This is a genomic window from Streptomyces sp. NPDC014656 (assembly GCF_043084305.1).
In the GTDB taxonomy this organism is placed as follows: Bacteria; Actinomycetota; Actinomycetes; order Streptomycetales; family Streptomycetaceae; genus Streptomyces.
The window spans coordinates 73,469-87,882 of the sequence record NZ_JBIBZN010000016.1; the positions used below are offsets into that span (position 1 = coordinate 73,469).

General features: G+C 72.4%; 13 protein-coding genes, 1 pseudogene and 1 riboswitch. Of the genes and pseudogenes, 11 read left to right on the forward strand and 3 right to left on the reverse strand.

Annotated features, from left to right (window positions below; genetic code table 11):
* Positions 1–110 precede the first annotated feature (110 nt).
* Entirely contained in the window at positions 111–947 is an 837-nt protein-coding gene (gene whiG / locus ACF1ED_RS30045; RefSeq protein ID WP_169094468.1) for an RNA polymerase sigma factor WhiG, read from the forward strand.
* 53 nt (positions 948–1,000) lie between these two features.
* Positions 1,001–1,573 (forward strand): TetR/AcrR family transcriptional regulator, encoded by a 573-nt coding sequence (locus ACF1ED_RS30050; protein ID WP_391765898.1) that lies wholly within the window; start codon positions 1,001–1,003, stop codon positions 1,571–1,573.
* 73 nt (positions 1,574–1,646) lie between these two features.
* Here ACF1ED_RS30050 and ACF1ED_RS30055 read toward each other — a convergent pair whose 3' ends face one another.
* Positions 1,647–2,096, reverse strand: coding sequence for a peptidoglycan DD-metalloendopeptidase family protein (locus ACF1ED_RS30055; protein ID WP_391765730.1), 450 nt, complete (start codon positions 2,094–2,096; stop codon positions 1,647–1,649).
* A gap of 257 nt (positions 2,097–2,353) precedes the next feature.
* On the opposite strand from ACF1ED_RS30055, the gene rpsB reads away from it, so the two are divergent.
* The 9 genes from rpsB (at position 2,354) to ACF1ED_RS30100 (ending at position 12,283) form a co-directional block, all read left to right on the forward strand.
* On the forward strand, positions 2,354–3,265 hold the full coding sequence (rpsB, locus tag ACF1ED_RS30060) for a 30S ribosomal protein S2 (protein ID WP_391765732.1): 912 nt from the start codon (positions 2,354–2,356) through the stop codon (positions 3,263–3,265).
* A gap of 111 nt (positions 3,266–3,376) precedes the next feature.
* On the forward strand, positions 3,377–4,213 hold the full coding sequence (tsf, locus tag ACF1ED_RS30065) for a translation elongation factor Ts (protein ID WP_043226949.1): 837 nt from the start codon (positions 3,377–3,379) through the stop codon (positions 4,211–4,213).
* Between the two features lie 166 nt (positions 4,214–4,379).
* On the forward strand, positions 4,380–5,147 hold the full coding sequence (gene pyrH / locus ACF1ED_RS30070; protein ID WP_043227002.1) for a UMP kinase: 768 nt from the start codon (positions 4,380–4,382) through the stop codon (positions 5,145–5,147).
* A 46-nt stretch (positions 5,148–5,193) separates the two neighbouring features.
* On the forward strand, positions 5,194–5,751 hold the full coding sequence (gene frr, locus ACF1ED_RS30075) for a ribosome recycling factor (protein ID WP_043226950.1): 558 nt from the start codon (positions 5,194–5,196) through the stop codon (positions 5,749–5,751).
* Positions 5,751–6,860, forward strand: coding sequence for a phosphatidate cytidylyltransferase (locus ACF1ED_RS30080; protein ID WP_391765735.1), 1,110 nt, complete (start codon positions 5,751–5,753; stop codon positions 6,858–6,860). Before frr ends, ACF1ED_RS30080 begins: the two co-directional genes overlap by 1 nt.
* Positions 6,861–7,185: 325 nt before the next feature.
* A complete protein-coding gene (rlmN, locus tag ACF1ED_RS30085; protein ID WP_391765737.1) occupies positions 7,186–8,298 on the forward strand; it encodes a 23S rRNA (adenine(2503)-C(2))-methyltransferase RlmN in 1,113 nt (370 codons plus the stop codon).
* A 29-nt stretch (positions 8,299–8,327) separates the two neighbouring features.
* A riboswitch (TPP riboswitch) is annotated at positions 8,328–8,437 on the forward strand.
* A 71-nt stretch (positions 8,438–8,508) separates the two neighbouring features.
* Positions 8,509–9,594, forward strand: a complete 1,086-nt coding sequence (locus ACF1ED_RS30090) for a thiamine ABC transporter substrate binding subunit (RefSeq protein WP_391765739.1) — start codon at positions 8,509–8,511, stop codon at positions 9,592–9,594.
* Between the two features lie 38 nt (positions 9,595–9,632).
* On the forward strand, positions 9,633–11,246 hold the full coding sequence (locus ACF1ED_RS30095; protein ID WP_391765900.1) for an ABC transporter permease: 1,614 nt from the start codon (positions 9,633–9,635) through the stop codon (positions 11,244–11,246).
* Complete coding sequence (locus ACF1ED_RS30100) at positions 11,246–12,283, forward strand: ABC transporter ATP-binding protein (protein ID WP_391765741.1); 1,038 nt, start codon at positions 11,246–11,248, stop codon at positions 12,281–12,283. The genes ACF1ED_RS30095 and ACF1ED_RS30100 overlap by 1 nt, the downstream gene beginning before the upstream one ends.
* Here the strand turns inward: ACF1ED_RS30100 and ACF1ED_RS30105 are convergent.
* Positions 12,268–13,272 (reverse strand): hypothetical protein, encoded by a 1,005-nt coding sequence (locus ACF1ED_RS30105; protein ID WP_391765743.1) that lies wholly within the window; start codon positions 13,270–13,272, stop codon positions 12,268–12,270. The two genes, ACF1ED_RS30100 and ACF1ED_RS30105, sit on opposite strands and share 16 nt — an antisense overlap.
* Positions 13,273–14,414 (reverse strand): annotated as a pseudogene (locus ACF1ED_RS30110) (LOG family protein).

Sequence of the window (14,414 nt, forward strand, 5' to 3'; positions counted from 1 at the left end):
ATCCGCTCCCGTTCGCTCACCGCGACACCGCACTCACGCTACGCTCACCAGGATTCCCCACAGGACACCCAGACCGACGCACCCGACAGCAGAACGGCTCAAGGCAACGCATGCCCCAGCACACCTCCGGGTCTGACCGCGCTGCGGTGCCCCCAGCAGCCCGGGGCACCGTGCGACCGGCCGCGCCGACCTCGCTCGACGAGCTGTGGCGCTCGTACAAGTCCACCGGCGACGAGCGGCTGCGGGAGCAGCTGATCCTGCACTACTCGCCCCTCGTCAAGTACGTCGCCGGCCGCGTCAGCGTCGGCCTGCCGTCCAACGTCGAACAGGCGGACTTCGTCTCCTCCGGGGTGTTCGGCCTCATCGACGCCATCGAGAAGTTCGACGTCGAGCGCGCCATCAAGTTCGAGACCTACGCCATCACCCGCATCCGCGGCGCGATGATCGACGAACTCCGCGCCCTCGACTGGATCCCCCGCTCCGTGCGCCAGAAGGCCCGCAACGTCGAGCGCGCCTACGCCACCCTCGAAGCCCAGCTCCGCCGCACCCCCAGCGAGAGCGAGGTCGCCGCCGAACTCGGCATCCAGCTGGAGGAACTGCACGCGGTCTTCAGCCAGTTGTCCCTGGCCAACGTCGTCGCCCTGGAAGAGCTGCTGCACGTCGGCGGCGAGGGCGGCGACCGGCTCTCCCTCATGGACACCCTGGAGGACACGGCCGCCGACAACCCCGTCGAGGTCGCCGAGGACCGCGAACTGCGCCGGCTGCTCGCCCGTGCCATCAACACCCTCCCCGAGCGCGAGAAGACCGTCGTCACGCTCTACTACTACGAGGGCCTGACCCTCGCCGAGATCGGCAACGTCCTCGGCGTCACCGAGAGCCGCGTCAGCCAGATCCACACCAAGTCCGTCCTGCAGCTTCGCGCCAAGCTGGCCGATGTGGGGCGCTGACCCGGCCCCACCGGTCGTACAGTGGAGCCGTGCCCAGGATTCGAGCGGCCTCCGTGGCCGAGCACCGGACCATGCAGCGCGGCGCCCTCCTGGACGCCGCGCGTTCCCTGCTGTCCGAGGGCGGGACGGAGGCGCTGACCTTCCCCGCGCTCGCCGAGCGCACCGGCCTCGCCCGCTCCTCGGTCTACGAGTACTTCCGCTCCCGCGCCGCCGTCGTCGAGGAACTGTGCGCGGTCGACTTCCCCGTCTGGGCCGCCGAGGTCGAACTCGCGATGGCCGACGCCGACACCCCCGGCGCCAAGGTCGCCGCCTACGTCCGCAAGCAGCTGGACCTCGTCGGCGACCGCCGCCACCGCGCCGTCGTCGCCATCTCGGCCGGTGAGCTCGACGACGGCGCCCGCGAGAAGATCCGCGCCGCTCACGGCGGCCTCGTCGCCATGGTCGTCGAGGCCCTCGCCGACCTGGGCGTGCCCGAGCCCCGCCTCGGCGCCATGCTCCTCCAGGGCGTGGTCGACGCCGCCGTCCGCCGCATCGAACTCGGCGCCGCCGAGGACCCGTCCGTGGTCGCCGACGCGGCGGTCTCCATGGCCCTCCACGGCGTCACCGGCCCCGCCCCCACTTCCTGAACCAGGGGGCCTCCCCTCCCCCTCCCCCCCACCCCACCCCGCCCCCCTCCCCGCCCCAGCCCCTCCGCCCCCGCTACCCGTCGAGCGGGAGCAGTCGGGACCTGGGGCGGGGTGTCAGGAGCAGGGGGTTCAGGTAGGTATCGCCGCGGAGCAGGCCCCAGTGGAGGCAGGGCGTGGTGCAGTGCGTGCCGGGGGCCGCCTCGGCGATCGGGGTTCCCGCGGCGACCCGGGTGCCCCGGCCGGTCAGCGGGGTCACCGGGGAGAAGGTGGTGCGCAGCGGGGGAGTGCCGGTACCCGTGAGGGTGAGGGTGACGACGCCGCGGCCGCCGACCGGGCCGGCGAAGGTGACGGTGCCGGCGGCGGGGGCCAGGACGGGGGTGCCGGGGGGTGCGGCGAGGTCGACGCCGCGGTGCCCGGCGGCGTAGGGGCCGGGTGGCGGCTGCCAGCCACGGAGGATCCCGGGTGTCGGCGGGCCCACCGGCCAGAGCAGGGCGAGGGCGAGGAAGACGGTCGTGAGCTGCATGGGGGGAGCCTCCCCGGGCGGGGCGGTCGCCGACGGGGGACGCCGGTTTCTGTGGACGAGCGGCGACCTGTGGACAGTGCCGTCACCCGCCGCTCCCGGGTTCCCGTACACTTCCTATGGCGACCCGGGTCACCGGGTCGACTTCGCACGCCCCGCCACTCGTCTCCTCGAGCGCGGTGGCAGCGCCTTTCGGTCCTTCGTGGCACGGCGCGCCGGGGCGTCAGGAACACAACCGAGAAACTCAAGGAGATACGGCCATGGCCGTCGTCACGATGCGGGAGCTGCTGGAGAGCGGCGTCCACTTCGGTCACCAGACCCGTCGCTGGAACCCGAAGATGAAGCGCTTCATCTTCACCGAGCGCAACGGCATCTACATCATCGACCTGCTCCAGTCGCTGTCGTACATCGACCGCGCCTTCGAGTTCGTCAAGGAGACCGTCGCCCACGGTGGCTCCGTGATGTTCGTCGGTACGAAGAAGCAGGCCCAGGAGGCCATCGCCGAGCAGGCGACGCGCGTCGGCATGCCCTACGTCAACCAGCGCTGGCTGGGCGGCATGCTCACCAACTTCTCGACCGTCTACAAGCGTCTGCAGCGCCTCAAGGAGCTCGAGCAGATCGACTTCGAGGACGTCGCGGCGTCGGGTCTCACCAAGAAGGAGCTCCTGGTCCTCTCGCGCGAGAAGGCCAAGCTGGAGAAGACCCTCGGTGGTATCCGCGAGATGCAGAAGGTGCCGAGCGCCGTCTGGATCGTCGACACCAAGAAGGAGCACATCGCCGTCGGCGAGGCTCGCAAGCTCAACATCCCGGTCGTCGCGATCCTCGACACCAACTGTGACCCCGACGAGGTCGACTACAAGATCCCGGGCAACGACGACGCGATCCGCTCCGTCACCCTGCTCACCCGCGTGATCGCCGACGCCGTCGCCGAGGGCCTCATCGCCCGTTCCGGCGCCGCGACCGGCGACTCGAAGCCGGGCGAGAAGGCCGCCGGCGAGCCCCTCGCCGAGTGGGAGCGCGACCTGCTCGAGGGCGAGAAGAAGGACGAGGCCGCCGAGGTCCAGTCCTCCGCCGAGACCGAGAAGGCCGTCGAGGCCGAGGCCCAGGTCGAGACCCCGGCCGCCGAGGTCGAGGCCGAGGCCGAGACCGAGGCTCCGGCCGAGCAGGCCTGACCCTTCCGCACTCCGGAACACCACGGAGGTGACGGCGGGGGCCCAGGAAGCCCCCGCCGTCCCGCCGTAGATCTTCGTAGATCTTTCTGACTTCGAGAGAGAAACAGACTCATGGCGAACTACACCGCCGCTGACGTCAAGAAGCTCCGTGAGCTCACCGGCGCCGGCATGATGGACTGCAAGAAGGCCCTCGAAGAGGCCGACGGCAACGTCGACAAGGCCGTCGAGGCCCTGCGCATCAAGGGCCAGAAGGGTGTCGCCAAGCGCGAGGGCCGCTCCGCCGAGAACGGCGCCGTGGTCTCCCTCATCGCCGACGACAACACCTCCGGCGTCCTCGTCGAGCTGAAGTGCGAGACGGACTTCGTCGCCAAGGGTGACAAGTTCCTCGCCGTCGCCAACGCCCTCGCCGCGCACGTCGCCGCCACCAAGCCGGCCGACATCGAGGCCCTGCTCGCCTCCGAGATCGAGGCCGGCAAGACCGTGCAGGCCTTCGTGGACGAGGCCAACGCCAACCTCGGCGAGAAGATCGTCCTGGACCGCTTCGCGGCCTACGCCGACGGCTACGTCTCCGCGTACATGCACCGCACCATGCCGGACCTCCCGCCGCAGATCGGTGTCCTCGTCGAGCTCGACAAGGAGAACGCCGAGGTCGCCAAGGGCGTCGCCCAGCACATCGCCGCCTTCGCGCCGAAGTACCTCACCCGTGAGGAGATCCCGGCCGAGGTCGTCGAGTCCGAGCGCCGCATCGCCGAGGAGACCACCCGCGCCGAGGGCAAGCCCGAGGCCGCGATCGCCAAGATCGTCGAGGGTCGCGTCAACGGCTTCTTCAAGGACGCCACGCTGCTCGGCCAGCCGTACGCCCTGGACAACAAGAAGTCCGTCCAGCAGGTCCTCAACGAGGCCGGTGTCACCCTGAAGCGCTTCACCCGCATCAAGGTCGGCATCTGACGTCCGTTCGCCACACGCGACGGACACCGGACCCGGGTAGGGTCTGAGACAGTCGGCCCGCTCCGCGCGGGACGACCGCAGATGTGACGAGGAGGCCATTGCCGTACGGGAAACCCACGAGGACCCAAGGCAATGGCCTTCTTCGTATGTGTACGAGGAGATCTCCATGAATCAGGGCGCCGAACAGGGCCACGACGACAACAGCGGCAAGAAGCTCGGCCGCTACATGCTGAAGCTGTCCGGGGAAGCCTTCTCCGGCGGTACCGGTCTCGGTGTCGACCCGGACGTCGTGCACGCCATCGCGCGTGAGATCGCGGCCGTGGTCCGCGACGGCGCCCAGATCGCCATCGTGATCGGCGGCGGCAACTTCTTCCGAGGCGCCGAGCTCCAGCAGCGCGGCATGGACCGGGCCCGCTCCGACTACATGGGCATGCTCGGCACCGTGATGAACTGCCTCGCCCTCCAGGACTTCCTGGAGAAGGAGGGCATCGACTCGCGCGTCCAGACCGCCATCACCATGGGCCAGGTCGCCGAGCCGTACATCCCGCTGCGGGCCGTGCGCCACCTGGAGAAGGGCCGCGTGGTCATCTTCGGCGCCGGCATGGGCATGCCGTACTTCTCCACGGACACCACCGCCGCCCAGCGCGCGCTGGAGATCGACGCCGAAGCCCTCCTCATGGGCAAGAACGGCGTGGACGGCGTCTACGACTCCGACCCGCGGACCAACCCCGGCGCGGTCAAGTTCGACGCCCTGGAGTACAGCGAGGTCATCACCCGTGACCTCAAGGTCGCCGATGCCACCGCCATCACCCTGTGCCGCGACAACAAGCTGCCGATCCTCGTCTTCGAACTGCTCGCCGAGGGCAATATCGCGCGCGCCGTCACGGGTGAGAAGATCGGCACGCTCGTGAGCGACCAGGGCACCCGGGCCTGAGGCCCGCTCTCAACCGACACAACGCGACGACACGCAGGAGCATGTGGTGATCGAAGAGACCCTCCTCGAGGCCGAGGAGAAGATGGAGAAGGCGGTCGTGGTCGCCAAGGAGGACTTCGCCGCGATCCGCACCGGCCGTGCGCACCCGGCGATGTTCAACAAGATCGTGGCCGACTACTACGGCGCCCTCACCCCCATCAACCAGCTGGCGTCGTTCTCGGTGCCGGAGCCGCGCATGGCCGTGGTGACCCCGTTCGACAAGAGCGCCCTGCGCAACATCGAGCAGGCCATCCGCGACTCGGACCTCGGCGTCAACCCGAGCAACGACGGCAACATCATCCGCGTGACCTTCCCGGAGCTGACCGAGGAGCGCCGCCGGGACTACATCAAGGTCGCCAAGGGCAAGGCCGAGGACTCCAAGATCTCGATCCGCTCGGTGCGGCGCAAGGCCAAGGAGACCATCGACAAGTTCGTCAAGGACGGCGAGGTCGGTGAGGACGAGGGCCGCCGCGCGGAGAAGGAGCTCGACGACACCACCGCGAAGTACGTCGCGCAGGTGGACGAGCTGCTGAAGCACAAGGAAGCCGAGCTCCTCGAGGTCTGATGAACGACTCATCCTGGGGGGCGCCGGCGGCCGGTTCAGGTCTCGGCGGACCCGACCAGGGGCCTGCCCCGGCGGGTCCCGCCCACGATCGGCACCGGGCGGCGCAGACTCGCCCCATGCCCATCGTGCCCGACGTACCCGCCGGCGGATTCCAGGACGGACACGGACGGGGGGCCGCTCACCCGAGCGGTCCCCTGTTCCGTGACGAGCACCCGCACGAGCACCCGCAGGAGCCCATGCCCAGCCCCGTCCCGCCTCCTCCGCCGTCCACGGCCCCCGCGCCGCGGCAGAAGAAGAGCGCGGGCCGGGACCTGGGCGCGGCCATAGGGGTCGGCGTCGGTCTCGGGGCCGTGATCATCGCGTCGCTGTTCATCTGGAAGCCGGCGTTCGTCGGCGTGGTGGCGGTGGCCGTGGTCGTCGGCCTGTGGGAGCTGACCTCCCGGCTCCAGGAGCGCAAGGCGATCAAGGCGCCGCTGGTGCCGCTCGCGGTCGGCGGCGCGGCGATGGTCGTCGCCGGGTACGTGCGGGGCCCCGAGGGCGCCTGGGTCGCGATGGCCCTGACGGCGCTCGCGGTGCTCGTCTGGCGGATGACGGAACCCCCCGAGGGGTACCTGAAGGACGTCACGGCGGGCGTCTTCGCCGCGTTCTACGTGCCGTTCCTGGCGACCTTCGTGGCGATGCTGCTCACCGCCGACGACGGGCCGTGGCGGGTGCTGACCTTCCTGCTGCTCACGGTGGTCAGCGACACCGGGGCGTACGCGGTGGGCTGGCGCTTCGGCAAGCACAAGCTGGCGCCGCGGATCAGCCCCGGCAAGACCCGCGAGGGACTGTTCGGCGCGGTGGCCTTCGCGATGGCGGCCGGCGCGCTCTGCATGCAGTTCCTGATCGACGACGGCACCTGGTGGCAGGGCCTGGTCCTCGGCCTGGCGGTGGCGGCGAGCGCGACGCTCGGCGACCTCGGCGAGTCGATGATCAAGCGCGACCTGGGCATCAAGGACATGGGCACGCTCCTCCCCGGACACGGCGGCATCATGGACCGGCTGGACTCGCTCCTGCCGACGGCGCCGGTGGTGTGGCTGTTGCTGGCGCTGTTCGTGGGTACGGGCTGAGCGGGCGGCGGGTCGTGTGGGGTGCCGGGGCGGGTTGCCTGGTCACGGCGCCACGCGGCGGAGCCGCACGTCGACGCCGTATGGACCGGCTGGACTCGCTCCTGCCGACGGCGCCGGTGGTGTGGCTGTTGCTGGCGCTGTTCGTCGGAACGGGTTGACGCGCAGGCGGGTACTCTGGAAGGGCTCGGGCCGTGAGGTCCGGGCCCTTTCGTCGTCCTCGCCGCCGCGGGGACGGATCCAGTGAGGTCGCTCCGGCACCGCAGTGCCGTGCTCCCCGCCGTCGCGGGACGTCCGACCTCGTGCCTGTTTGAGGAGAGACGCCGCCGTGGCTCGTCCGGCCCCCGGAGAACTCACTTTCGTCGCCCCGCGCGGAGTCAAGAAGCCGCCGCGGCACCTTGCCGACCTCACGCCCGCCGAGCGGAAGGAGGCCGTCGCCGCGATCGGCGAGAAGCCCTTCCGCGCCAAGCAGCTGTCGACGCACTACTTCGCGCGGTACGCGCACGACCCCGCCGAGTGGACGGACATCCCGGCCGCCTCGCGGGAGAAGCTGGCCGGGGAGCTGCTGCCCGACCTGATGTCGGTGGTGCGGCACATCTCGTGCGACGACGACACCACCCGCAAGACCCTGTGGCGGCTGCACGACGGCACGCTCGTCGAGTCCGTGCTGATGCGCTACCCGGACCGGGTGACGATGTGCATCTCCTCGCAGGCCGGCTGCGGCATGAACTGCCCGTTCTGCGCGACCGGGCAGGCCGGTCTCGACCGGAACCTGTCGACCGCCGAGATCGTGCACCAGATCGTCGACGGCATGCGCGCGCTGCGCGACGGCGAGGTCCCCGGCGGGCCCGCGCGGCTCTCGAACATCGTCTTCATGGGGATGGGCGAGCCGCTCGCCAACTACAAGCGGGTCGTCGGCGCCATCCGCCGGCTGACCGACCCCGAGCCCGACGGCCTCGGCCTGTCGCAGCGCGGGATCACCGTCTCCACGGTCGGGCTCGTGCCGGCCATGCTGCGCTTCGCCGACGAGGGCTTCAAGTGCCGGCTCGCCGTCTCGCTGCACGCGCCCGACGACGAGCTGCGGGACACCCTGGTGCCGGTGAACACCCGCTGGAAGGTGCGGGAGGTGCTGGACGCCGCCTGGGAGTACGCGGAGAAGTCCGGCCGCCGGATCTCCATCGAGTACGCCCTCATCCGGGACATCAACGACCAGGCGTGGCGCGGCGACCTGCTCGGCAAGCTGCTCAAGGGCAAGCGCGTGCACGTCAACCTGATCCCGCTGAACCCGACGCCGGGCTCGAAGTGGACCGCCTCCCGGCCGGAGGACGAGAAGGCGTTCGTCGACGCGATCGCCCGGCACGGCGTGCCGGTGACCGTCCGCGACACCCGCGGCCAGGAGATCGACGGTGCCTGTGGACAGCTGGCGGCCTCCGAACGCTGACCTTGTACCCTGTGCTCGAACACACCTGCATATTCCGACAGGGGAGCGCCACAGCGCTGAGAGTGCGGTAACCGTAGACCGCAGACCCTCTGAACCTCGCCCAGGTCATTCTGGGTAGGAAGTTCGGTCGTAACTCGAGCTGTTGCGCCCTGCCCACCTCCGGGTGGGCGGGGCCGCGTCTCCTTCTGGTCCCACCCAGGAGGACAACACATGAACACCAGGAAGGCCGCCGCCGTCGCGCTGGCCGCGGCGCTCGGCGTCACGAGCCTCGCCGCCTGCTCCACCGAGGACGCCCGCGAGGCCGCGGGCAAGTCGGGCGCGCCCGCGCCGAAGACCGTGACCCTCGTGAGCCACGACTCCTTCAACGCCTCGAAGGAGGTGCTGGCGGAGTTCACGAAGCAGACCGGTTTCACCGTGAAGGTGCTGAAGGCCGGTGACGCGGGCGAGGCCGTCAACAAGGAGATCCTGACCAAGGGCTCCCCGCAGGGCGACGTCTTCTTCGGCGTCGACAACACGCTGCTCTCCCGCGCCGTCGAGAACGGCATCTTCGTGACCTACGAGGCGAAGGGCGCGGACCGGATCCCGGACGCCTTCAAGCTCGACAAGCGGGTCACGCCGATCGACACCGGCGACATCTGCGTCAACTACGACAAGAAGTACTTCGCCGACAGGAAGCTGGCGCCGCCGCAGACCTTCGACGACCTGGCGAAGCCGGAGTACAAGGACCTCCTCGTGGTGGAGAACCCCGAGCGGTCCTCCCCGGGCCTCGGCTTCCTCCTCGGCACCGTCGCGAAGTACGGCGACACGGGCTGGCAGGACTACTGGTCGAAGCTCAAGGCGAACGGCGTGAAGACCGTCGACAGCTGGGAGCTGGCCTACAACCAGGAGTTCTCCGGCTCGGCCGGCGGCAAGGAGGCCAAGGGCGACCGCCCGCTGGTCGTCTCCTACGCCTCCAGCCCGCCGGTCGAGGTGCTGTACGCCGAGCCGCAGCCGAAGGAGGCGCCCACCGGGGTGTCCACCGGCACCTGCTTCCGGCAGATCGAGTTCGCGGGCCTGCTGGCCGGGGCGAAGAACCCCGAGGGCGGCAAGGCGCTGATCGACTTCCTGGTCTCGAAGAAGTTCCAGGACGACATGCCGCTCCAGATGTTCGTGAACCCGGTGGCGAAGGACGCGGCCCTGCCGGAGCTGTTCACGAAGCACGGCGTGGTCGTCGAGAAGCCGGAGACGATGGAGCCGGAGAAGATCGCCGAGAAGCGCGAGGCGTGGATCCAGCAGTGGTCGTCGCTCCTCAAGTGAGGCGTGACCCGAAGGGGAGCGCGGCGCGGCTGGGGCTGATGGCCCTGCCCGTCGCGTTCTTCGCGTTCTTCTTCGCCTGGCCCGTGGTCTCGATCGTCGAGCGCGGGCTGCGGCCCGACGGCGCCTGGGACCTCGGCGCGATCGGGACGACCCTGGGGCGCTCCGACATCCTCGACGTGCTCGGCTTCACCGTGTGGCAGGCGGCCGCCTCCACCGGTCTCACGCTGCTGGTGGCGCTGCCGGGGGCGTACGTCTTCGCCCGCTTCGACTTCCCCGGCAAGGGCGTGCTGCGGGCGGTCGTGACCGTGCCGTTCGTGCTGCCCACGGTGCTCGTCGGCACCGCCTTCCTGGCCCTGGTGGGCCGGGGCGGCTTCACCGACGAGCTGTGGGGGCTGCGGCTCGACACCTCCGTGTGGGCGATCCTCCTCGCGCACGTCTTCTTCAACTACGCGGTCGTCGTCCGGACCGTCGGCGGGCTGTGGGCCCAGCTCGACCCGCGCCAGGAGGAGGCGGCGCGGGTGCTCGGCGCGTCCCGGTGGCGGGCCTGGCGGGCGGTGACGCTGCCCGCGCTGGTGCCGGCGGTGTCGGCGGCGGCGCTGATGGTCTTCCTCTTCACGTTCACCTCGTTCGGCGTCGTGCAGATCCTCGGCGGGGACGCGTACACGACGCTGGAGGCGGAGATCTACCGGCAGACGGCCCGGCTGCTCGACCTGCGGACGGCCGCCGTGCTGACGCTGACGCAGTTCGTGGCGGTCGGCGCGATCCTCGCCGTGCACGCCCGGACGGTGCGGCGCCGGGAGACGGCGCTGCGGCTGGTCTCCCCGGAGCTGACCGCGCGCCGGCCGCGCGGTGCCGGCCAGTGGGCGCTGCTCGGCGGGGTGCTGGCCTCGGTGGCGGTGCTGATCCTGCTGCCGCTCGGGGTGCTGGTGGAGCGTTCCTTCGCCACGCCGGAGGGGTACGGGCTGCGCTACTACCGGGCGCTCGGCTCGCTCGACGAGGCCGGGACCTTCCTGGTGCCGCCGCTGGAGGCGGTGGGGAACTCGCTGCGGTACGCGGTCGCGGCCACGGCCGTGGCGGTGGTGGTCGGCGGGCTCGCGGCGGCGGCGCTCACGCGGCGGGCCGGGCGGCTCGTGCGGGGCTTCGACGCGCTGCTGATGCTGCCGCTCGGGGTGTCGGCGGTGACGGTCGGCTTCGGTTTCCTGATCACGCTGGACGAGCCGCCGTTCGACCTGCGGGCCAGCTGGATCCTCGTACCGCTCGCGCAGGCGCTGGTCGGCGTGCCCTTCGTGGTCCGGACGATGCTGCCGGTGCTGCGGGCGGTGGACCAGCGGCTGCGGGAGGCGGCGGCGGTGCTCGGCGCGTCGCCGTGGCGGGCCTGGCGGGAGGTGGACCTGCCGCTGGTGCGGCGGGCGCTGCTGATCGCGGCCGGGTTCGCCTTCGCGGTGTCGCTGGGCGAGTTCGGCGCGACGGTCTTCATCGCCCGGCCCGACAGCCCGACGCTGCCGGTGGCGGTGGCGCGGCTGCTGGGCCGGCCGGGCGAGCTCAACTACGGGCAGGCGATGGCCCTGTCGACGATTCTGATGGTGGTGTGCGCGGTGTCCCTGCTGCTGCTCGAACGGCTGCGGACCGACCGGACCACCGGGGAGTTCTGATGCTGACCCTTGAGGGAGCGACCGTACGGTTCGGGGCGCGGGCGGTCCTCGACGCGGTGGACCTGGCGGTCGCCGAGCACGAGACCGTGTGCGTGCTGGGGCCGAGCGGCTCCGGCAAGTCGACGCTGCTGCGGACGGTCGCCGGGCTCCAGGCGCTGGACGCGGGCCGGGTGCTGCTCGGCGGCGCCGACCAGGCGGGGGTGCCGGTGCACCGGCGGGGGGTGGGCCTGATGTTCCAGGACCACCAGCTCTTCCCGCAGCAGGACGTCGCGGGGAACGTGGCCTTCGGGCCGCGGATGCGCGGCGTGCCGAAGGACGAGCGGGCCGCGCGGGTCGAGGAGCTGCTCGACCTGGTCGGACTGCCGGGCGCGGGCCGGCGCGCGGTCGCCTCGCTGTCCGGCGGCGAGCAGCAGCGGGTGGCGCTGGCGAGGGCGCTGGCGCCCCGGCCCCGGCTGCTGATGCTGGACGAGCCGCTGGGGCAGCTGGACCGGGGGCTGCGGGAGCGGCTCGTGGTGGAGCTGCGGGCGCTGTTCGGGCGGCTCGGGACGACGGTCCTGGCGGTCACCCACGACCAGGGGGAGGCGTTCGCGCTCGCGGACCGGGTGGTGGTCATGCGGGACGGGCGGATCGTGCGGTCGGGCACGCCGGTGGAGGTGTGGCAGCGGCCGGGCTCGGAGTTCGTGGCCCGCTTCCTGGGCTTCGAGAACGTCGTCCCGGCGACGGTGTCCGGGACGGCGGCCGAGAGCGTGTGGGGCCGGATCCCGGTGCCGGCGGGTGCGCCGTCGGGGGAGCGGACGCTGTTGGTGCGGCCGGCCGGGGTCCGGGTGGCCCCCGCCGGGGAGGGCCTGGCCTGCCGGGTCGCGTCCCGCACCTTCCGGGGCCATCACGTGACGGTCGTGCTGCGCCCGGCGGACGGGCCGCCGCTGGAGGCGGAGTTCCCGCTGGGCGAGGTGCCGGAGGAGGGCGCGGAGGTGACGGTGGCCTTCCGTGCGGAGGACGTGGTGGTGCTGGACGGGGACGGTCAGAGCCGGTCGTAGAGGGCGCGGAGCCACGGCTGCCGGACCTCGGGCATCCGGGCGAGGGTCCTGCGGAGCGTGCGGCGGTCGGGGTGGAAGGGGTGCCCGGGGCGCTCCGGGTGGGGGTAGTCGTCGCGGACGACCTGGGGCGGCAGCGTCCCGGACACCGGCGTCGGCGAGGTCTCCCCGGGGCCCGTCAGGTAGGCCCAGACGGATGCGGGGAGCGGGACGGCGACCGCGTCCCCGGGCGGCCGCCAGGGCTCTCCGGTCCTTCGGTCGGCGGGGACGAGGACGATGTCGGCGTCCGTCCGGGACAGGCCGGGGCCGGCCGGGCCGACGGTCAGGAAGGGCGGCCCGGCCGGGAGCAGCCGCTCGACGGCCCGGCCGAACATCACGGTCGGCAGGCCGGCGGGGAGGAGCAGGGCCCGGCCGCCGGAGGCGGCCAGCAGCCGGGCGAGCGCGGTTCCGGCCACGGCGGTCCACCGCACGTCCCAGTGGCCCTCCGGGTCGACCGGCGGCAGCGGCCGGACCGGGGCGGCCGGCGGAGGGACGCCGAGGGACCGCCGGACGACGGCGCCGGGGTCGTACCGGACCGTCTGCCAGACCCCGCAGTCGTCCTCGCGGAAGCCGACGCCGAGGCCGCAGCGGGCGCACAGCAGGCTGGGTTCGTCACCGGCGACGATGCCGAGACAGGAGTCGCCGGACCGCTCGGGCAGCAGCCGGGTGCCGCGGGTGTCGCCCGGGGAGAGGACGAGCACGTTCCGGGGGCCGGTGGCGGGGGCCCACAGCGGCGCGTACACCCCGGGGGCCGCGGCCTCGGACGCGCCGGTCTCCTCCCGGTGCCGCCGGGGCCGTCCCCACGGGTCGGGGTCGACGGCGTAGGTCCCCGGCTCCATGAGCGCGGGCATCCACTCGTGGTGGCCTGTGGCGTGGGCCTCCGCCGGCAGCGCCACCCGCTCCACCGGGACCGACAGTTCCATGCCGCAGCCCGCGCACACGAGGACGTCCACCTACGCGGCTCCCAGCCGGGCCAGCGCCGCCGGGGCCTCGTCGACGGAGTCGACCAGGGCGATGCGGGCGGCCATCGGGCGGCCGGCGGCGAGGGTCTCCAGGAGGGGCCAGGCGGGCAGGCGGGTGGTCCAGTGGGCGCGGTCGACGAGGACCATGGGGGTGGGGGCGCCGAGGGAACCGTAGTAGTTCGGGGTGGCGTTGCCGAAGATCTCCTGGACGGTGCCGGCGGCGCCGGGGAGGAAGACGACGCCCGCGGTGGAGCGGGCCAGCAGGCCGTCCTCCCGGAGCGCGTTGGCGAAGTACTTGGCGATGTGCCCGGCGAAGGCGTTGGGCGGTTCGTGGCCGTAGAACCAGGTGGGGATGCCGATCGAGTCGCCCCCGCCGGGCAGCAGCGTCCGCACGGCGAAGGCCGCGCGGGCCCACTCGGTCACCGAGGGCGTGAAGGACGGGGCCTTCGCGAGGAGGGCGAGGGCGTCGTCGAGGGCCGGGCCGTCGAAGGGGGCGGTGTACGCGCCGAGGTTCGCCGCCTCCATCGCGCCGGGGCCGCCGCCGGTCGCCACCGCGTACCCGGCGCGGGCGAGGGTGCGGCCGAGGCGGGCCGCGCCCGCGTACGCCCCGGTGCCCCGGTCCATCGCGTGGCCGCCCATCACGCCGACGACCCGCCGGCCCGCGAGGTGTTCGTCGGGGCGTCGCCGACGGCGTCGTCGTGGAGCGAGCGGAGCATGGAGGAGAAGACGTCGCCGTCGGCGCGGGTGGCGCCGAACCAGGCGTAGGAGAGCGCGTCGGGGGTCTCCGGGTAGCCGCCGGGCCCGGTCACGCCCTCGTACAGCTCGTCGGGGGTGTAGAGCCGGTTGCGGTACGGGTCGAAGGGGAGGCCGGGGACGGGCGGGAAGACCAGGGCGCCGTCGGCCCGCACCTTGACCGCCGCCTCCGGTTCCATCGGGCAGCCGAGGAAGACGGCACCGGCGGTGGAGAGGGAGAGCAGGGCGAAGGTGCGGCCGGTGAGGTCGACGGACTGGATCCGGTGCCCGACGAGGCCGCCGGGCCGGGAGAGCGAGGCGTCGAACTCGTCCAGGGTGTGGATCTCGTGGACCGCGCGCCCGTCCCGGTGCGGGCGGGGCGGGGGTGGGGGCGTCGCCAT

Coding starts and splice junctions, on each gene's coding strand:
- ACF1ED_RS30100 (WP_391765741.1), top strand. CDS start 11,246: ATGCTGACCCTTGAGGGAGCGACCGTACGGTTCGGGGCGCGGGCGGTC.
- ACF1ED_RS30095 (WP_391765900.1), top strand. CDS start 9,633: ATGGCCCTGCCCGTCGCGTTCTTCGCGTTCTTCTTCGCCTGGCCCGTG.
- pyrH (WP_043227002.1), top strand. CDS start 4,380: ATGAATCAGGGCGCCGAACAGGGCCACGACGACAACAGCGGCAAGAAG.
- ACF1ED_RS30080 (WP_391765735.1), top strand. CDS start 5,751: ATGAACGACTCATCCTGGGGGGCGCCGGCGGCCGGTTCAGGTCTCGGC.
- rpsB (WP_391765732.1), top strand. CDS start 2,354: ATGGCCGTCGTCACGATGCGGGAGCTGCTGGAGAGCGGCGTCCACTTC.
- ACF1ED_RS30055 (WP_391765730.1), bottom strand. CDS start 2,096: ATGCAGCTCACGACCGTCTTCCTCGCCCTCGCCCTGCTCTGGCCGGTG.
- ACF1ED_RS30090 (WP_391765739.1), top strand. CDS start 8,509: ATGAACACCAGGAAGGCCGCCGCCGTCGCGCTGGCCGCGGCGCTCGGC.
- tsf (WP_043226949.1), top strand. CDS start 3,377: ATGGCGAACTACACCGCCGCTGACGTCAAGAAGCTCCGTGAGCTCACC.
- whiG (WP_169094468.1), top strand. CDS start 111: ATGCCCCAGCACACCTCCGGGTCTGACCGCGCTGCGGTGCCCCCAGCA.